Origin of the sequence: Streptacidiphilus sp. BW17 (assembly GCF_041262485.1) — a bacterium.
GTDB lineage: Bacteria > Actinomycetota > Actinomycetes > Streptomycetales > Streptomycetaceae > Streptacidiphilus.
This window is the reverse complement of sequence record NZ_JBGCCR010000007.1, coordinates 1-15,468: the sequence shown is the minus strand read 5'-3', so window position 1 is coordinate 15,468 and position 15,468 is coordinate 1. Positions and strand designations below refer to the sequence as shown.

Genomic DNA, 15,468 nt, shown 5'->3' with positions numbered 1-15,468 from the left:
GCGGTCCCGCGGGTCGAGCCGCGGCGCGAGGCGTCGTCGGTTTTCGCGGGGGCCTTCTCCGGCGAGGCGGAGGGCTGGTTCTCGGACTTCTTCGCGGCTGGGACTGGCACGTCTCAAGCCTGCACCATGCCCGGGGGCTTTTGCGCAACCCGGGTACCCATGGACGCGTGGTGCGGGTCACAGGGCCCGTCTGCCGAGGCCTCGTCCGGCGGGCCGGGGAAGACCGGCCGGACGGGCCTAAAGTGGGCACATGCCGCTGAGGATCCACCGTGCCGGGCACCGCTACCGCTCCGAGCCGGAGCCGGGGATCGTGACCGCACACGCGTTCTCGTTCTCCGGGCACTACGACCCGGCCAACACCAGCTTCGGCGCGCTGCTCGCGTGCAACGAGGAGAGTCTGGATCCCGGCGCGGGCTTCGGCCCGCACAAGCACCGGGACACCGAGATCCTCACCTGGGTGCTGGAGGGCGCGTTGCAGCACGCCGACGACCACGGCCACCGGTCCGTGGTCCGTCCCGGGCAGTTGCAGTACCTGGGCGCGGGCGATGGCGTCATCCACAGCGAGGGCACGGTGGCGGCGGCCGCCGGGGACGATGCTGCGCAGCCGGTGCGGTTCCTGCAGTTCTGGCTGCAGCCCGGCAGCTTCGGGACGGAGCCCGCCTACGCCCTCGCCGACCCGATCGACCCAGGGGCCGAGCACGTGCTGCTCACCCCGCCAGGCCTGCTGCGGCGCGAGGACGCGTCGCTGCACCTGCTGCGCGCCCAGCCGTACTGCCCGCTGCCCGAACTGCCGCGCGCCGCGTACGTGTACGCGCACCTCGCCCGGGGCGGCGTCGGCTTCCGCGAGCGCGGCGGCCCGCGCGGACGCGGACGCGAGCTGGCCGCAGGGGACGCGCTGCGGATCGGCGAGGGCGACGCACCGGTCGACCCCACCGCCGGCCCCGACGGCGCGGAGCTGCTGGTCTGGGCGATGGAGTCGCCGGTCTCCTACGGCTGAGTCCCCCACGGCTGAGTCTCCCTGAGCTCTTCGAGCACGGCGTCGGTGAACGGCGTCCAGACCTCGGCGGCCCACGGGCCGAAGTCGCGGTCGGTCAGCGTGACGCAGGCCGCGCCCGCCTCCGGGTCGATCCAGAGGAAAGTGCCGGACTGGCCGAAGTGGCCGAAGGTCGCGGGTGAGCTGGTCAGGCCGGTCCAGTGTGGGGACTTGTGGTCGCGGATGTCGAAGCCGAGCCCCCAGTCGTTCGGCTTCTGGTGGCCGTAGCCGGGCAGCACCCCGTTCAGGCCGGGGAAGGCGACCCGGGTCGCCTCGGCCAGGGTCTCCGGGTGCAGCACGCGCGGCGCCTGGAGCTCCGCGGCGAAGCGGGCCAGGTCGGCGGCGGTGGAGACGCCGCCCGCCCCGGCCGGGCTCTTGCTCGTCGCGTCCAGCCAGGTCGAGGTCATGCCGAGCGGCGTGAAGACCGCCTCCGCCGCGTACTGCGGGAACGGCATGCCGGTCGCCTTGGCGACGACCTCGGCCAGCACGTCGAAACCGGCGTTGGAGTAGAGACGGCGGGTACCGGGCGCGGCCATCGCCTTGTGCTCGTCGAAGGCCAGCCCGGACGTGTGGGCGAGCAGGTGCCGTACGGTCGACCCCTCCGGGCCCGCCGGGTCGTCCAGCTCCAGCGCGCCCTCCTCGACCGCTACCAGGGCGGCGTAGGCGCTCAGCGGCTTGGTCACCGAGGCCAGCTTGAACGGGTGCTGCTGGGGCCCGTGGCTCCCGGCGATGCTGCCGTCGCGGCGGACCACGACGGTCGCGGCGGTGGTGATGGGCCACTGTTCGACGATGCGCAGGCTGTCCAGGGTCATGGGGTGGAGTCTATGAGCCGGGCCGAGTGGACCGTGTCGGGGGCGTGTCCGCTTGCTTGGAGTGCACTCTAGGTAAGTAGCGTCGTCCACGAAAGATCGGAAGGGGGCGCGGATGTCCGAAGCAACCGCGATGACTGCGGAGTTGGTGCCTCGGTACACCATCGGCGAGGTCGTCGAGCGGACCGGCCTGAGCGCTCACACGCTGCGCTGGTACGAGCGGATCGGCCTGCTCGACCACCCGGCCCGCTCCCACCACGGCCAGCGCCGCTTCTGCGACGCGGACCTGGGCTGGCTCGCCTTCCTCGGCAACCTGCGCGCCACCGGCATGCCGGTCGCCGGGATGCTGCGCTACGCGGAACTCGTCCGCGCCGGCGCGGGGACCGAGGCCGAGCGACGGGAACTGCTGGTCGAGCACCGCGAAGAGGTGCTCGCGCGGATCCGCGACCTGCAGGCGAACCTTCTGGTGCTTGACTACAAGATCGACTTGTACGGGGAGAGGCAGGACTGCACATGACCACCAACCCGACCGGCTCGACCGGTTCCGGTATGCCGACCACGACGCTCGGTGCGCACGGCCCCCAGGTGAGCGTCCAGGGCCTCGGCTGCATGGGGATGAGCGACTTCTACAGTGACCAGTTCGGCGACACCGGGGCCGAGGAGTCCCGCGCCACGCTGGAGCGCGCGCTGGAGCTCGGCGTCACCCTGTTCGACACCGCCGACATGTACGGCTTCGGCCGCAACGAGGAGCTGGTCGGCCCGTTCGTCCGGGCGCACCGCGACGAGGTGCTGTTGGCGACCAAGTTCGCCATCGAGCGCCGCGAGGACGACCCGACCCAGCGGGCCGTCCGCAACGACCCCGCGTACATCCGTCAGGCCGTCGACGCGAGCCTGCGCCGCCTGGGCTTGGACCACATCGACCTGTACTACATGCACCGGCGCAACCCGGAGGTCCCGCTGGCCGAGTCGGTCGGCGCGATGGCCGAGCTGGTCGCCGCGGGCAAGGTGCGCCACCTGGGCCTGTCCGAGGTCAGCGGCGCGGAGCTGCGCGAGGCGTACGCGGTCCACCCGATCGCCGCGCTGCAGTCCGAGTGGTCGCTGTTCTCGCGGGACGTGGAGCGCACGGCCGTCCCGGCGGCGGCGGAGCTGGGTGTGGCGCTGGTGGCGTACTCGCCGCTCGGCCGCGGCTTCCTGACCGGCTCCTTCAGCAACGCCAACGAGCTTGCGGCGGACGACTTCCGCAACCACCAGCCGCGCTTCACCGGCGACAACGCCGCGCACAACGCCGCACTGCTGGCCCCGGTCCACAAGATCGCCGCGGAGCGCGGCGTGACGGTGGGCCAGGTGGCCCTGGCCTGGGTCCAGCAGCGCGCCCAGGTGCACGGCCTGCCGGTGATCCCGATCCCGGGCACGCGCAAGCGCAGCCGCCTGGAGGAGAACGCGGCGGCGGCTTCTCTGATTCTGACCCCGGAGGAGCTGGGGGAGTTGGAGCCGATCGCCGCTCAGGTCGCGGGGGACCGCTACGCGGACATGCGCAGCATCTCAAGCTGAGTGATCTGAGGTAGTTGCACTACCCAGGGGCGCGAGAAACCACCGATGAGCGGATGGCTCTGCTCGTTCAGGGACTCACCAAACAGGGTGGTTTCTCGCGCAGTTCCCCGCGCCCCCAGACAGTGCAACGTCCCGGCTGCAGAAGGTTGGCCCCCGACAACTCAGTTCGTGACGTCGCCGTAGTCGCCGACCGCGATGTCGGCGAAGTTGCGCAGGCTCGTCGTCCCGTCGGTGAAGTAGCCCTCGTGGCCTACCGCTCCCGTCGAGGCGATCACGTGGCCGCCGAAGGACGTGCCCGTCGGGTCTGCGCCGTGGCCGAGGCCGCCGACCTCGAGGAAGGGGACGTTGCCGATCCAGTCGTTGGGGTTCCGGGTGGTGGCCCAGAGCTGCACCCCGCCGCCGAGCGCCGCGGCGTCGTCGACGTCCATGCCGGGGCTGCCGAGGACGACCATGTCCGTCACCCCGTCCGCCGCGTGGATCGACGGGGCCGCGTTGCCGCAGAGGACCGAGCCGTAGGAGTGGCAGAAGAGGCTCGGCGGCGTGGACGACTCCGTCGTCACCGCGAGGCCCGCCAGCAGGCGGACCAGGCGCGGGGCGCCGGCCTCCGCCAGACGGGAGGTCGCGGCGTCGGCGCCGAGGCCGACGGGGGTCACGTAGTCGGACCACGCTATGGCCGCCGTCGTGGTGCCGGGGGAGACCAGGGCCTCCTCGGAGCGGAGGTTCTGGGCCGCCTGCTCGGCCTGGGAGAAGTGGGACAGGTCCATGTCCGAACCGGGGACGTAGACGGAGACCCGCTGGGCCGTGGCGAGGTCGCCGAAGACCTCGGCGACGAGGCCGCGGCTGCGCGGGTCGAAGGCGAGCACCTGGTGGCCGGGCTGCAGCAGCTGGGTCAGCATGGCGATCTGGCCGGTGGTCGTCGGGTCCTTGACGGCCTGGGCCGTGAGGCCGTCCAGCTCGGCCCGCATGGCGACCCGGTTGGCCTGGTAGCGCAGCGCCAGCGGCGCGCCGTCGAGGTTGCCGACGACCAGCGGGTAGGCAGCGACCAGCCGCTGCTGCTGCGCGGCGGTGAGCCCGCCGAAGAACGTGGCGACGTCGGCCGCGCTCGCGGTGGCCGGGTCGGGGAGCTGGACGCCGTAGGAGTGGTCCTGGACCCAGGCGGAGCTGCCTGCGGGCGGGGTGGTGACGGCCAACTGCTCGTCCGAGACGGCCGCGCCTGCGGCGGCCGCGCCGGTACCGGCAAGACAGGTGACCGAGACCAGTGCCGCCACCAGGGTGCGCTTGAACCGCATGCAGGTGTCTCCTCGGGCTGCCGTCAACCATCGAACGGGCCGTCGCGCCCGGAGGTCTTGCGGATGCTCACAAGCGTTCGCGCGAAGCAGCGGGTGACCGCGATGCGAGACGCTCTGCGCAACCTTACGGGCACCACCTGGCTGCGTACGCCGTACGGGCCAGGGGGAAACTGGGACAACCATCACAATGGCCGTCAATCGCCGGGCATTCGGCGTCGATTCTTACGAGGCGTTCACGAAACGATGAGGGGGTGACGCCATGGGCGTCACCCCCTGTTGTCGTGCGGTGGCTACGCGCTGAACCTCGTGGGTCAGCCATGGATCAGCCGTGGGTCGGCCGGTGGATCAGCCGTGGGTCGGCCGGTGGATCAGCTGTGCTTCCAGGTGACCGAGAAACCCTCGCCGCCGGAGAGCGCGGAGGTGGACGCCTTGGTGGTCGAGCCGGAGACCATGTTGATCACCGTCGGGCTGTAGCTGCCCAGCGCCTTGCCGTTGGCCAGGGCGCCGGTGAAGTTCACTGTGCCGAAGTCGGCCAGCGGCAGCACTCCGGTGGAGCTGGACGGGGCCTCGGCGATCACCTCGACCGAGTAGCGCTTGGCCGGGGAGTAGGACTTGGTCACCGAGCGGCTCCAGCCCGCCGTGGTGTCGCTCAGCTTCATGGTGAACTTGCCCGAGCCGAGGAACGTCACTGAGCCGGTGAAGTGGTCGCCCGGCCGTACGGCGTTGCTGAAGTTCACCGGGTACGCCGGATACATCTCGTACCAGGAGTAGTACTGCGGTGAACCGCCCGAGCAGTCCACCTCGGAGCCGGTCTGCTCGACGCTGTTGCTGCCGTCGCCGTCGATGCCGACCCAGAAGCTGGAGTAGCTGGTCGCGCTGCCGCACTTGCCGGTCGGCTCGACCCAACTGGCCGAGATGGAGGTGAAACCTCCTCCGGTGGCGGCGTAGCCGGACCAGTTGGAGCTGGAGGCGTTGCGCAGGTGGACGTGCAGGTTGTGCGCGGTGCTGTTGGCGAGCGCCGGGGCGATGGCGGGTGCCGCGGTCGCCACCGCGGGGCCGGCGGACGCGAGAACCGCCAGCAGGGCTGCGGACAGAGCGGTGGTGCGACGGATCGTTCGCATGGTGCTCCTCTCGCACGGGACGCCGACGGCTTGTCGGCGTGCCGCCAAAGTAGAGGAGTGCCACCACGGCGGGGAGTGCTTTACCGGAATCCACAGAAAAGCGGACCGGGACCCTGACGATGCGTCAGGGTCCCGGTCCGGTCGATCAGTTGGTGAGAGCTACGCTCAGGCGTCGCCGCCCGCGGCGCCCGGGTGGGCGGCCTTCACGTCGAGCAGCTGGTAGCGGTCGATGGCCGCCTTCAGCGCGGTGCGGTCGACCTTGCCCTGCTTGGCCAGCTCGGTCAGCACGCTCAGCACGATCGACTGCGCGTCGATGTGGAAGAAGCGGCGCGCCGCGCCACGGGTGTCGGCGAAGCCGAAGCCGTCGGCGCCCAGCGACTGGTACTGCCCCGGGATCCAGCGCGCGATCTGGTCCGGCACCGCGCGCATCCAGTCGGAGACGGCCACGAACGGGCCCTCCGCGCCGGAGAGCTTGCGCTGCACGTACGGGTAGCGCTGCTCCTCGTCCGGGTGGAGCAGGTTGAACTCCTCGGTCTCCACCGCGTCGCGGCGCAGCTCGTTCCAGGAGGTCACCGACCAGACGTCGGCCTTGACGTTCCAGTCGTCGGCGAGGATCTTCTGGGCTTCCAGCGCCCACGGCACCGACACGCCCGAGGCGAGGATCTGCGCCGGGATCTGGCCCGCCTGACCGACCGACAGCTTGTGGACGCCCTTGAGGATGCCCTCGACGTCCACGTTGTCCGGCTCGGCCGGCATCTGGATCGGCTCGTTGTAGACGGTGAGGTAGTAGAAGATGTCCTCGCCGTGCGGTTGCTCCGCGCTGCTGCCGTACATGCGGCGCAGACCGTCCTGCACGATGTGGGCGATCTCGTAGCCGTAGGCCGGGTCGTAGGCGACGACGGCCGGGTTGGTCGAGGCCAGCAGCTGGCTGTGGCCGTCGGCGTGCTGTAGGCCCTCACCGGTCAGCGTGGTGCGGCCGGCGGTCGCGCCGAGCACGAAGCCGCGCGCCAGCTGGTCGGCCATCTGCCAGAACTGGTCACCCGTCCGCTGGAACCCGAACATCGAGTAGAAGACGTAGACCGGGATCAGCGGCTCGCCGTGGGTGGCGTAGGACGAACCCGCGGCGATCAGCGAGGCGGTGGAACCGGCCTCGGTGATGCCGTCCTGGATCATCTGGCCCTGCGGGGACGTCTTGTACGCCAGCAGCAGGTCGCGGTCGACCGACTCGTACTGCTGCCCCATCGGGTCGTAGATCTTCGCCGACGGGAAGAGCGAGTCCATGCCGAAGGTGCGGTACTCGTCCGGCGCGATGGTGACGAAGCGCTTGCCGATGTTCTTGTCCCGCATCAGGTCCTTGAGCAGGCGGACGAACGCCATCGTGGTGGCGATCGACTGCTGGCCGGAGCCCTTCTTCAGCACCTTGTAGGCGTCGTCGCCGGGGAGCTCCAGCTTGCGCGGGCGCACCTTGCGGGTCGGCATGTAACCGCCGAGCTCCGCACGGCGGTCGTGCATGTACTGGATCTCCTCCGAGTCCTTGCCCGGGTGGTAGTAGGGCGGGTAGCCCTCGTCCAGCTGCTTGTCGGTGATCGGCAGGTGCAGCCGGTCACGGAAGCGCTTGAGGTCCTCGACCGTCAGCTTCTTCATCTGGTGGGTCGCGTTGCGGCCCTCGAAGTTCGGGCCCAGCGTCCAGCCCTTGACGGTCTGGGCCAGGATGACGGTCGGCTGGCCCTTGTGCTCGGTCGCGGCCTTGAACGCGGCGTAGACCTTCTTGTGGTCGTGGCCGCCGCGGCCCAGGTGCTGGATCTGCTCGTCCGTCATGCCCTCGACCATCGCGCGCAGGCGCAGGTCGCCGCCGAAGAAGTGCTCGCGGATGTAGGAGCCGGACTCGGTGGCATAGGTCTGGAACTGGCCGTCGGGCGTGCTGTTCATCTTGTTGACCAGCGCACCGTCGCGGTCCTGGGCCAGCAGCGGGTCCCAGCTGCGGTCCCAGATGAGCTTGATCACGTTCCAGCCGTTGCCGCGGAAGATCGACTCCAGCTCCTGGATGATCTTGCCGTTGCCGCGGACCGGGCCGTCGAGGCGCTGCAGGTTGCAGTTGACCACGAAGGTCAGGTTGTCCAGGCCCTCGCGCGCGGCGATGGACAGCTGGCCCAGCGACTCGACCTCGTCCATCTCGCCGTCGCCGAGGAAGGCCCAGACGCGGGAGTCGGTGGTGTCCTTGATGCCGTGGTTCAGCAGGTAGCGGTTCATCCGGGCCTGGTAGATCGCGCCCAGCGGGCCGAGGCCCATGGACACGGTCGGGAACTCCCAGAAGTCCGGCATGTTGCGCGGGTGCGGGTAGCTCGACAGGCCGTGCGGGGCTCCCGAGTGCTCCTGGCGGAAGCCGTCGAGCTGCTGCTCACTCAGTCGGTCCAGCAGGTAGGCACGGGCGTAGATGCCCGGGGAGGCGTGGCCCTGGAAGTAGATCTGGTCCCCGGACGCGCCGTCGGCGTCCTTGCCCTTGAAGAAGTAGTTGAAGCCCACGTCGTACAGCGAGGCCGAGGAGGCGAAGGTGGCGATGTGACCGCCGACCCCGATGCCCGGGCGCTGGGCGCGGGAGACCATCACCGCGGCGTTCCAGCGGGTCGCGTTGAGGACCTTGCGCTCGATCTCCTCGTTGCCGGGGAAGAACGGCTCGTCCTTGGTGGCGATGGTGTTGACGTAGTCCGTGCTACGCATCTCCGGCACGGCGACACGCTTCTCGCGGGCGCGCTCGATCAGCCGCAGCATGAGGTAGCGGGCGCGCTCACGGCCCCGCTCGTCGATGGCGGCGTCAAGGGAGTCCAGCCACTCGCTGGTCTCCTCGGGATCGAAGTCCGGGACCTGACTGGGCAGGCCGCCAATGATGATCGGGTTGCGATCGGATCCGGAAGCCACGCTGTTCCTTCACTGTCGGTCGTTCTGGAGGTGTGTCGCGCCGCCTCCATCGTGGACCGCAGGGGGAGAAAACGTCATCTCTACCCATGAGTAACCGATTCGCGCCCATTTGGGAGTGGTCCCTTGGGGGCATTTCGTCCCGGTTCTCGTCCTAATCGCGGTGGCAACGACGAGGTGGCCCGACCTTCCCCACAACGGTGTGGAGTGGGCAGGCTGGGGAGGGCCAAAGAGAGACTCTACGCCGGGTCAACGAGTGCTCGGTCACACGGTCGAAGGGTGAGACGGATTCGCCTACGAGGAGTGAGCGTCGCCTACGGCGGGTAAGTGGAACGGCAATCAGCTGCGCGCAATATTGGTTGCCGGTGATACTGGGGCAAATGGGAGTGATCTGTGTCACTCACGACGGCGTGTCGCGCCGCGACGCACCGTAGCCAGGGCCTGATCGGCGGCCGGGTACTTGCGCTCCGCGCCCCGCCCGTGTGGACTACCGGCACAGCCCTGGTACCAGGAGACAGGGTCGGCTATAGGAGGCAATACCCGTGAGCGCGACCGCGGACCCCGCGGAGGACAGGACCAACCCGGCTCGTCGGTTGGGTCTTGAGACCGGACAGGTGGTCCAGGAGCTCGGTTTCGACAGCGACGTCGACCAGGAGCTGCGTGAGGCCGTCGAGGAGATCACCGGCACCGAACTCGTCGACGAGGACTACGACGACGTCGCCGACGTCGTGCTGATGTGGTTCCGCGAGGACAGCGAAGACGGAGATCTCACCGACTCCCTCGTCGATGCCCAGGAGTACCTGGTGGAGGGCGGCCTGATCTGGCTGCTGACTCCGAAGACCGGGCGCGACGGCCACGTTGAGGCCCACGACATCGCGGACGCCGCGCAGACGGCGGGTCTCTCGCAGACCAGCACCGCCGCGGTGAGCAAGGAGTGGTCGGCCGTCCGGCTGGCCACGCCGAAGGCGGCCAAGGCCGGCAAGCGCTGAGCGCGCGCCGCTGAGGCGCACCCGACCAGAGACTGCCGCCGCTGAGGCGTGAGGACGTCCGGGGCCCGGACGGAGCATGCTCCGTCCGGGCCCCGCGGTTTTGCGCTGTGGGCGAAATGCGCAGGCGGCAGCCGGACGCCGCGAGTGACCGGCGCGAGTGACCACCGGGGTGGTCGGCGCGCTGGTCGGGAGTGCCCGGCGGCAGAATGGCGGCATGGCAGATGATCAGTCCGCCTCCGAGGACTCCGAAGTCTCCGAGAACGCCGAGAACTCCGGGGACTCCGAGGGCGGGGAGGCAGCTCCGGTACCGCACGCGCCGCAGTTGCACGGGCCGCGCGGGATCGCCGAGGAGTCGCCGGAGGCCGTCCGCGCCCGGATCCTGGGCGGCTGGGACGCGCTCCTGACCCTTGCGGACGCCGGGGAGGGCGATCTGCGCGCCTTCGCTGCGCTGGGTTCCTGGCCGGGACGCCCCGTCCTCGGCGCGCTCATGGCGGCGGCGCGCGGCGAGACGCCGACCCCCAGGCGGCCCAAGCCCTTCGACCCCTCCCGCGACGAGGTCCTCGCGGCGCTCGCCGAGGGCAGGGAGCGGGTCGCCGCGGCGCTCGACGAGGTCCTGCCGGTCCCGGAGCTGGGCCGCAGGCTGGTCGACTCCCCGCTCGGCCCGCTGCCGGTGCTGACGCAGATCCACGCGATGGGCCATGAGCTGGCTCAGGCCTGCGCGGGCGCGGAGATCCCCCGTCCGCTGGCCGACGCGGGCCTTGCGGCGATGGTCGACGTCGTCGGCGCGCTCGCATGGCGGCAGCGGCTGCCGTCCTCGGCGGGGCTGTGGGAACCTCAGGGCCCCGCCCAGGGGGGCGAGGGTGTCGGCTGGGTCTTCACGGCGGACGCGGACGGGTGGCGTACGCGCCCGCGGACCGCTGAGGACGACGTTCCGGGGGTGGAGGGCGCGGCGGAGCATCTGCTGGTGAGCTCGGGCTCGCTGCCGTCGATGATCGCCAAGGGCGAGATCCGGCTCCGTCGGGTGGGAGGCCTGCTGGCACTGGCCCCGCTGGTCGACCAGGTCCCGAACCTGCCCGGCGGAACGTTGCTCCGCAGGGCGGTGAGCGCGGTGAGCGTGCTGAGCCGCCTGCCGGGCTTCAAGTGAGCTTGGGGTGGAGCCGCAGTTACCGGCGACGAGGAAGTTGCACCATCCAGGGGCGCGGGGAACTGCGCGACAAGCCACTCACCCACGTGGTGGGCCGAGCGTGCAGGGCAATCCGCGCAGGGTGGTTTCTCGCGCAGTTCCCCGCGCCCCTGGATGGTGCAACCCCTGCGGCGGCAGGCAGCAGTTCCCCGCGCCCCTGGACACTGCATGGTCACCCGCCTGCCTCATGGCAGGATTGTCACCGGCACGGCCCACGACGATGAGGGGTTTTTCGCATGGCAATCGAGGTCGGTTCCAAGGCTCCCGAGTTCGAGCTCAAGAACCAGCACGGCGAGGCGGTCAAGCTCTCCGACTTCCGTGGCGAGAAGAACGTTGTCCTGGTGTTCTACCCGTTCGCCTTCACCGGTGTCTGCACCGGCGAGCTCTGCAGCCTGGAGCGTGAGCTGCCGTCGTTCCAGAACGACGACGTGCAGATCCTCGCCGTCTCCAACGACACGCTGCCGTCGCTGCGCGTCTTCGCCGAGCAGGAGGGTCTGGCGTACCCGCTGCTCTCGGACTTCTGGCCGCACGGTGAGGTCTCCCGCGCCTACGGCGTGTTCGACGAGGAGAAGGGCTGCGCCGTGCGCGGCACCTTCGTCATCGACAAGGAGGGCGTCGTCCGCTGGACCGTCGTCAACGGTCTCCCGGACGCGCGTGACCAGCAGGAGTACCTGAAGGCGCTCCAGGCGATCTGAGCCCTTTCGTCCCGGAACGCGAGGGGACTGCGACGTTGTCGTAACCGTTGGTGCGCTGCGGCTGCGCCGGGCGGGAACCCGCCACTACGATCGAGCCGTTGGCTTGTCAAGTGACCGCAACCGCACCAACGGGGACACGGCATGTCCCCTGAACTTCTGGAGGACTCGTGGGTGTCAGCCTCAGCAAGGGTGGCAATGTCTCGCTCACCAAGGAGGCGCCGGGTCTGACCGCCGTCCTCGTCGCGCTCGGGTGGGACGTTCGCACCACCACGGGAGCCGACTTCGACCTCGACGCCAGCGCGCTGCTGCTCTCGTCGAGCGGCAAGGTCGCCTCCGACAAGGACTTCGTCTTCTACAACAACCTCAAGAGCCAGGACGGCTCGGTGGAGCACACCGGCGACAACCTGACCGGTGAGGGCGAGGGCGACGACGAGATCGTCAAGGTCAACCTCACGGCCGTGCCAGCGAACATCGAGAAGATCGTCTTCCCGGTCTCCATCTACGACGCCGAGAACCGCCAGCAGAACTTCGGCCAGGTGCGCAACGCGTACATCCGCGTGGTGAACCAGAACGGCGGCGGCGAGATCGCCCGTTACGACCTCTCCGAGGACGCCTCGACCGAGACCGCGATGGTCTTCGGCGAGCTCTACCGCAGCGGCGCCGAGTGGAAGTTCCGTGCCATCGGCCAGGGTTACGCCTCCGGCCTGCGCGGCATCGCCCAGGACTACGGCGTCAACGTCTGATCGAGGGGCGGGAACACGTTATGGGCGTCAGTCTGGCCAAGGGCGGCAACGTCTCGCTGTCCAAGGCGGCACCGAACCTGACGGCCGTGCAGATCGGACTGGGCTGGCAGGCCAGAGCCACCACCGGGGCCGCCTTCGACCTGGACGCCAGCGCGCTGTTGTGCGCGGGGGGACGCGTGCTCGGCGACGAGTACTTCGTCTTCTACAACAACCTCAAGAGCCCTGACGGTTCGGTGGAGCACATGGGCGACGAGCTCGTGGGCGGCACCGGCGCGGAGGACGACGAGGTGATCAAGGTCAACCTGGCGCTGGTCCCGGCGCAGGTCGACAAGATTGTCTTCCCGGTCTCGATCTACGACGCCGACAGCCGCCTGCAGAGCTTCGGCCAGGTGCGCAACGCGTTCATCCGCGTGGTCAACCAGGCCGACGGCGGCGAGCTGGCGCGGTACGACCTCTCCGAGGACGCCTCGGGAGAGACCGCGATGATCTTCGGGGAGCTCTACCGCTACCAGGGTGAGTGGAAGTTCCGTGCGGTTGGCCAGGGATACGCGTCCGGACTGCGCGGGATCGCTCTAGACTTCGGGGTGAACGTTTCGTAAGAAGAAGTCATGAGCTGAGGGGCGGGCGGGCGTTCACCGGTACGGGTGAGGTACCCGCCCGCCCTTCGCTCGTCCGGACGTGAAAGGTTGGGACACGTGTTCCTCCGCACCTTCCGTTGGTCTTTCGGGATCACGTTGCTCGGTCTGGCCGCCGCCGCGTACCTATGGGGGGCGAACGGGTTCGGCGTCGTCCTGATCCTGTCGGTCCTGGAGATCTCGCTCTCCTTCGACAACGCGGTGATCAACGCGACGGTGCTGAAGCGGATGACCCCGTTCTGGCAGCGGATCTTCCTGACGGTGGGTGTGCTGATCGCCGTCTTCGGCATGCGCCTCATCTTCCCGCTGCTGGTTGTCGCGCTGACCGCGCACATCGGCCCGCAGACCGTGGTCTCGCTGGCGCTGGACTCGTCGAAGACCTACAACGGCCTCACCTATGCGCAGCACCTGGACGCCGCCCACCCGGCGATCGCCGCCTTCGGCGGAACGTTCCTGCTGATGATCTTCCTCGACTTCGTCTTCGGCGAGAAGGAGATCCGCTGGCTCGGCCCGCTGGAGCGGGGGCTGGAGCGTATCGGCAAGCTGGACCAGCTGTCGGTGATCGTCGCCCTGGTCGTACTGATGCTGTCCGCGCGGTTCTTCGCGGGCGCACAGGCGGAGACCGTGCTGCTGGCGGGAGTCGCCGGACTGGTCTCGTACCTGGTGGTCGGCGGGCTGTCCAACCTGTTCGAGAGCGCGGGTGAGGACGAGGCGGACGACGACGCGGCGGGCGAGGTCGGCGAGGGTGAGGCGGCTTCCGGGAGGTCCGGGAAGTCGACGCTGCTCGTCGCCGGGAAGGCGGCGTTCTTCCTCTTCCTCTACCTGGAGGTCCTGGACGCGTCGTTCTCGTTCGACGGCGTGGTGGGCGCGTTCGCGATCAGCCAGAACATCTTCCAGATCGCGCTGGGCCTGGGCATCGGCGCGGTGTACATCCGTTCGCTGACCGTCTACCTGGTCCGCCAGGGCACGCTGGACGACTACGTCTACCTGGAGCACGGCGCGCACTACGCGATCGGCGCGCTGGCGATGATCCTGATGGTCTCCATCAAGTACACGATCCCCGAGGTCGTCACCGGCCTGATCGGCGTCGCGTTCATCGGCCTCGCCCTGCTCAGCTCGATGGTCCGCAACCGCCGTGAGGGCGACGGGGACGGCGAGGACGCCGAACTGTCCGCGCCCGCGCACACGGCGCGGCTGTAGGAGTGCGCCGGTAGCGCACTACGGTCTGCGGTGGGTGGCGTGGAAGCGTGCGGCCAGGATCTGCTCCAGCGCCTCGTGCGTCGCCAGCGCGACCGCGCCGGTCAGCACCGCGGCGTGACCGAGCGCGGAGACCTCCACACGCGGCGGGTACGGCACGCGTCGGGCCAGGCGGGCGGCGACGCGGTCGAGGAGCAGGTCGCCGTTGAGCCCGATGCCGCCGCCGAGGATGGCGAGTTCGACGTCGACGACCGCCGCGACCGGTGCCAGGTAGCCCGCGATCCGGCGGGCCTCCTCGTCGATCGCCGCCACCGCGTGCGCGTCCCCGGCGCGGGCCAGGGAGAAGAGCTCCTCCGCTCCGGTGGGCGCGGCCCCGGCCGGGAAGAGCGTCTCCGCGTAGCGCAGGATCTCCGCCGCGCAGGGGTCGTTGGACTCGATCTCGGCTTCGTCGAAGACGCTGTCCAACTCGCCTGCCGCTCCCGCGAAACCGCGGTGGAGCTCGCCGCGCAGCACCAGGCCCGCGCCGACACCGGTGCCCACGGACAGGAAGCAGAAGTTGTCCACATCCGCGCCACGTCCGCAGCGGCGCTCGCCGAGCGCGGCCAGGTGGATGTCGTTCTCCAGCGTCACCGGCATCCCGCCGAGCGCCTCGGTGAACGCCTTCTGCGCCGGATAGCCGTCCAGTGCAGGGACGTTCAGGGCCTGCCAGATGCGGCCCTCCTTGAGGTCCACGACGCCGGGGACGCCCACGGCGGCGTGCTGGAGGCTGCTCGGGGGAAGGCCTGCGGCGTTCGCGACCGTGGCCATCAGCGAGGCTGCCGTCGCGACGATCTGCGGTGCGTCCTGCCCGGCCACCTCGACGTCCGCGCGGGCCAGGATCTCGCCCTCCAGGTTGGCCACCGCGCCGCGCAGATGGCGCGCGCCGACGTCGAGCGCCAGCACGTGCGCCGCCTCCGGGCGCGGGGCGAAGAAGAGCGCGCCGTAGGTGGGGCCGAGCTCCTGACGGTCGGCGCCACCGGACTCGGCGACCAGCCCCAGGTCGAGCAGGTCCTGGAGCAGCGCGGAGACGGTCGGCTTGGAGATCCCGGTGACCCGGGCCACCTCCGCCCGGGAGATGGGAGCCCGCGCACGGATGACGTCGAAGACGGTGCGGAGGTTGATCTCCCGGAGCGTGGCGGAGGTCGCCGGCTTGGCAATCATGGTCAACACTCTAGATGTATTGATCCGCAGCGTTGTTGACTCGGCTGATGGGGGTTTGGCCTCCGAGTGCGGTGTGACAGCGATGGTAGTTGTAGCGGTGGAGGAAGCCG

At 69.9% G+C, this 15,468-nt stretch carries 14 protein-coding genes; 9 read left to right on the top strand and 5 right to left on the bottom strand.

What is annotated here, in order from left to right; all coding sequences use genetic code 11:
* Positions 1 to 250 precede the first annotated feature (250 nt).
* A complete protein-coding gene (locus ABH940_RS10725; RefSeq protein ID WP_370105126.1) occupies positions 251 to 997 on the top strand; it encodes a pirin family protein in 747 nt (248 codons plus the stop codon).
* Here ABH940_RS10725 and ABH940_RS10720 read toward each other — a convergent pair.
* Entirely contained in the window at positions 988 to 1,839 is an 852-nt protein-coding gene (locus tag ABH940_RS10720) for a serine hydrolase domain-containing protein (RefSeq protein WP_370063812.1), read from the bottom strand. The genes ABH940_RS10725 and ABH940_RS10720 overlap by 10 nt on opposite strands.
* A gap of 118 nt (positions 1,840 to 1,957) precedes the next feature.
* Between ABH940_RS10720 and ABH940_RS10715 the strand changes: the two genes are divergently transcribed.
* Positions 1,958 to 2,359, top strand: a complete 402-nt coding sequence (locus ABH940_RS10715) for a MerR family transcriptional regulator (RefSeq protein WP_370063556.1) — start codon at positions 1,958 to 1,960, stop codon at positions 2,357 to 2,359.
* Complete coding sequence (locus ABH940_RS10710) at positions 2,356 to 3,393, top strand: aldo/keto reductase (protein ID WP_370063558.1); 1,038 nt, start codon at positions 2,356 to 2,358, stop codon at positions 3,391 to 3,393. Before ABH940_RS10715 ends, ABH940_RS10710 begins: the two co-directional genes overlap by 4 nt.
* A gap of 161 nt (positions 3,394 to 3,554) precedes the next feature.
* Here ABH940_RS10710 and ABH940_RS10705 read toward each other — a convergent pair whose 3' ends face one another.
* The 3 genes from ABH940_RS10705 to aceE form a co-directional block, all read right to left on the bottom strand.
* Positions 3,555 to 4,682, bottom strand: coding sequence for an alpha/beta hydrolase (locus ABH940_RS10705; protein ID WP_370105125.1), 1,128 nt, complete (start codon positions 4,680 to 4,682; stop codon positions 3,555 to 3,557).
* 368 nt (positions 4,683 to 5,050) lie between these two features.
* On the bottom strand, positions 5,051 to 5,803 hold the full coding sequence (locus ABH940_RS10700; protein ID WP_370105124.1) for a G1 family glutamic endopeptidase: 753 nt from the start codon (positions 5,801 to 5,803) through the stop codon (positions 5,051 to 5,053).
* A gap of 165 nt (positions 5,804 to 5,968) precedes the next feature.
* Entirely contained in the window at positions 5,969 to 8,719 is a 2,751-nt protein-coding gene (gene aceE, locus ABH940_RS10695; protein ID WP_370105123.1) for a pyruvate dehydrogenase (acetyl-transferring), homodimeric type, read from the bottom strand.
* Between the two features lie 539 nt (positions 8,720 to 9,258).
* Here aceE and ABH940_RS10690 point away from each other — a divergent pair.
* The 6 genes from ABH940_RS10690 to ABH940_RS10665 all read left to right on the top strand — a co-directional run bounded on the left by ABH940_RS10690 (position 9,259) and on the right by ABH940_RS10665 (position 14,161).
* On the top strand, positions 9,259 to 9,705 hold the full coding sequence (locus ABH940_RS10690) for a DUF3052 domain-containing protein (protein ID WP_370063566.1): 447 nt from the start codon (positions 9,259 to 9,261) through the stop codon (positions 9,703 to 9,705).
* A 214-nt stretch (positions 9,706 to 9,919) separates the two neighbouring features.
* Positions 9,920 to 10,849, top strand: a complete 930-nt coding sequence (locus ABH940_RS10685; protein WP_370063568.1) for a DinB family protein — start codon at positions 9,920 to 9,922, stop codon at positions 10,847 to 10,849.
* A 275-nt stretch (positions 10,850 to 11,124) separates the two neighbouring features.
* Positions 11,125 to 11,583 carry a peroxiredoxin gene (locus tag ABH940_RS10680; RefSeq protein ID WP_370063570.1) on the top strand — a complete coding sequence of 153 codons (459 nt, stop codon included), beginning with the start codon at positions 11,125 to 11,127 and terminating at the stop codon, positions 11,581 to 11,583.
* A 167-nt stretch (positions 11,584 to 11,750) separates the two neighbouring features.
* A complete protein-coding gene (locus ABH940_RS10675) occupies positions 11,751 to 12,326 on the top strand; it encodes a TerD family protein (protein ID WP_370063572.1) in 576 nt (191 codons plus the stop codon).
* A 20-nt stretch (positions 12,327 to 12,346) separates the two neighbouring features.
* Positions 12,347 to 12,925, top strand: coding sequence for a TerD family protein (locus tag ABH940_RS10670; protein ID WP_370063574.1), 579 nt, complete (start codon positions 12,347 to 12,349; stop codon positions 12,923 to 12,925).
* Positions 12,926 to 13,021: 96 nt separating this feature from the next.
* Positions 13,022 to 14,161, top strand: coding sequence for a DUF475 domain-containing protein (locus ABH940_RS10665; RefSeq protein ID WP_370063576.1), 1,140 nt, complete (start codon positions 13,022 to 13,024; stop codon positions 14,159 to 14,161).
* Positions 14,162 to 14,179: 18 nt separating this feature from the next.
* Here ABH940_RS10665 and ABH940_RS10660 read toward each other — a convergent pair whose 3' ends face one another.
* The gene (locus ABH940_RS10660; RefSeq protein WP_370063578.1) at positions 14,180 to 15,358 is read right to left on the bottom strand and encodes an ROK family protein; all 1,179 of its coding nucleotides are present in this window, start codon (positions 15,356 to 15,358) and stop codon (positions 14,180 to 14,182) included.
* Between the last annotated feature and the right edge of the window lie 110 nt (positions 15,359 to 15,468).

What these genes read in the sequence shown, in the direction of transcription:
- ABH940_RS10725 (WP_370105126.1), top strand. Translation starts at nt 251, where the DNA reads ATGCCGCTGAGGATCCACCGTGCCGGGCACCGCTACCGCTCCGAGCCG.
- ABH940_RS10715 (WP_370063556.1), top strand. Translation starts at nt 1,958, where the DNA reads ATGTCCGAAGCAACCGCGATGACTGCGGAGTTGGTGCCTCGGTACACC.
- ABH940_RS10710 (WP_370063558.1), top strand. Translation starts at nt 2,356, where the DNA reads ATGACCACCAACCCGACCGGCTCGACCGGTTCCGGTATGCCGACCACG.
- ABH940_RS10705 (WP_370105125.1), bottom strand. Translation starts at nt 4,682, where the DNA reads ATGCGGTTCAAGCGCACCCTGGTGGCGGCACTGGTCTCGGTCACCTGT.
- ABH940_RS10700 (WP_370105124.1), bottom strand. Translation starts at nt 5,803, where the DNA reads ATGCGAACGATCCGTCGCACCACCGCTCTGTCCGCAGCCCTGCTGGCG.
- ABH940_RS10685 (WP_370063568.1), top strand. Translation starts at nt 9,920, where the DNA reads ATGGCAGATGATCAGTCCGCCTCCGAGGACTCCGAAGTCTCCGAGAAC.
- ABH940_RS10680 (WP_370063570.1), top strand. Translation starts at nt 11,125, where the DNA reads ATGGCAATCGAGGTCGGTTCCAAGGCTCCCGAGTTCGAGCTCAAGAAC.
- ABH940_RS10670 (WP_370063574.1), top strand. Translation starts at nt 12,347, where the DNA reads ATGGGCGTCAGTCTGGCCAAGGGCGGCAACGTCTCGCTGTCCAAGGCG.
- ABH940_RS10660 (WP_370063578.1), bottom strand. Translation starts at nt 15,358, where the DNA reads ATGATTGCCAAGCCGGCGACCTCCGCCACGCTCCGGGAGATCAACCTC.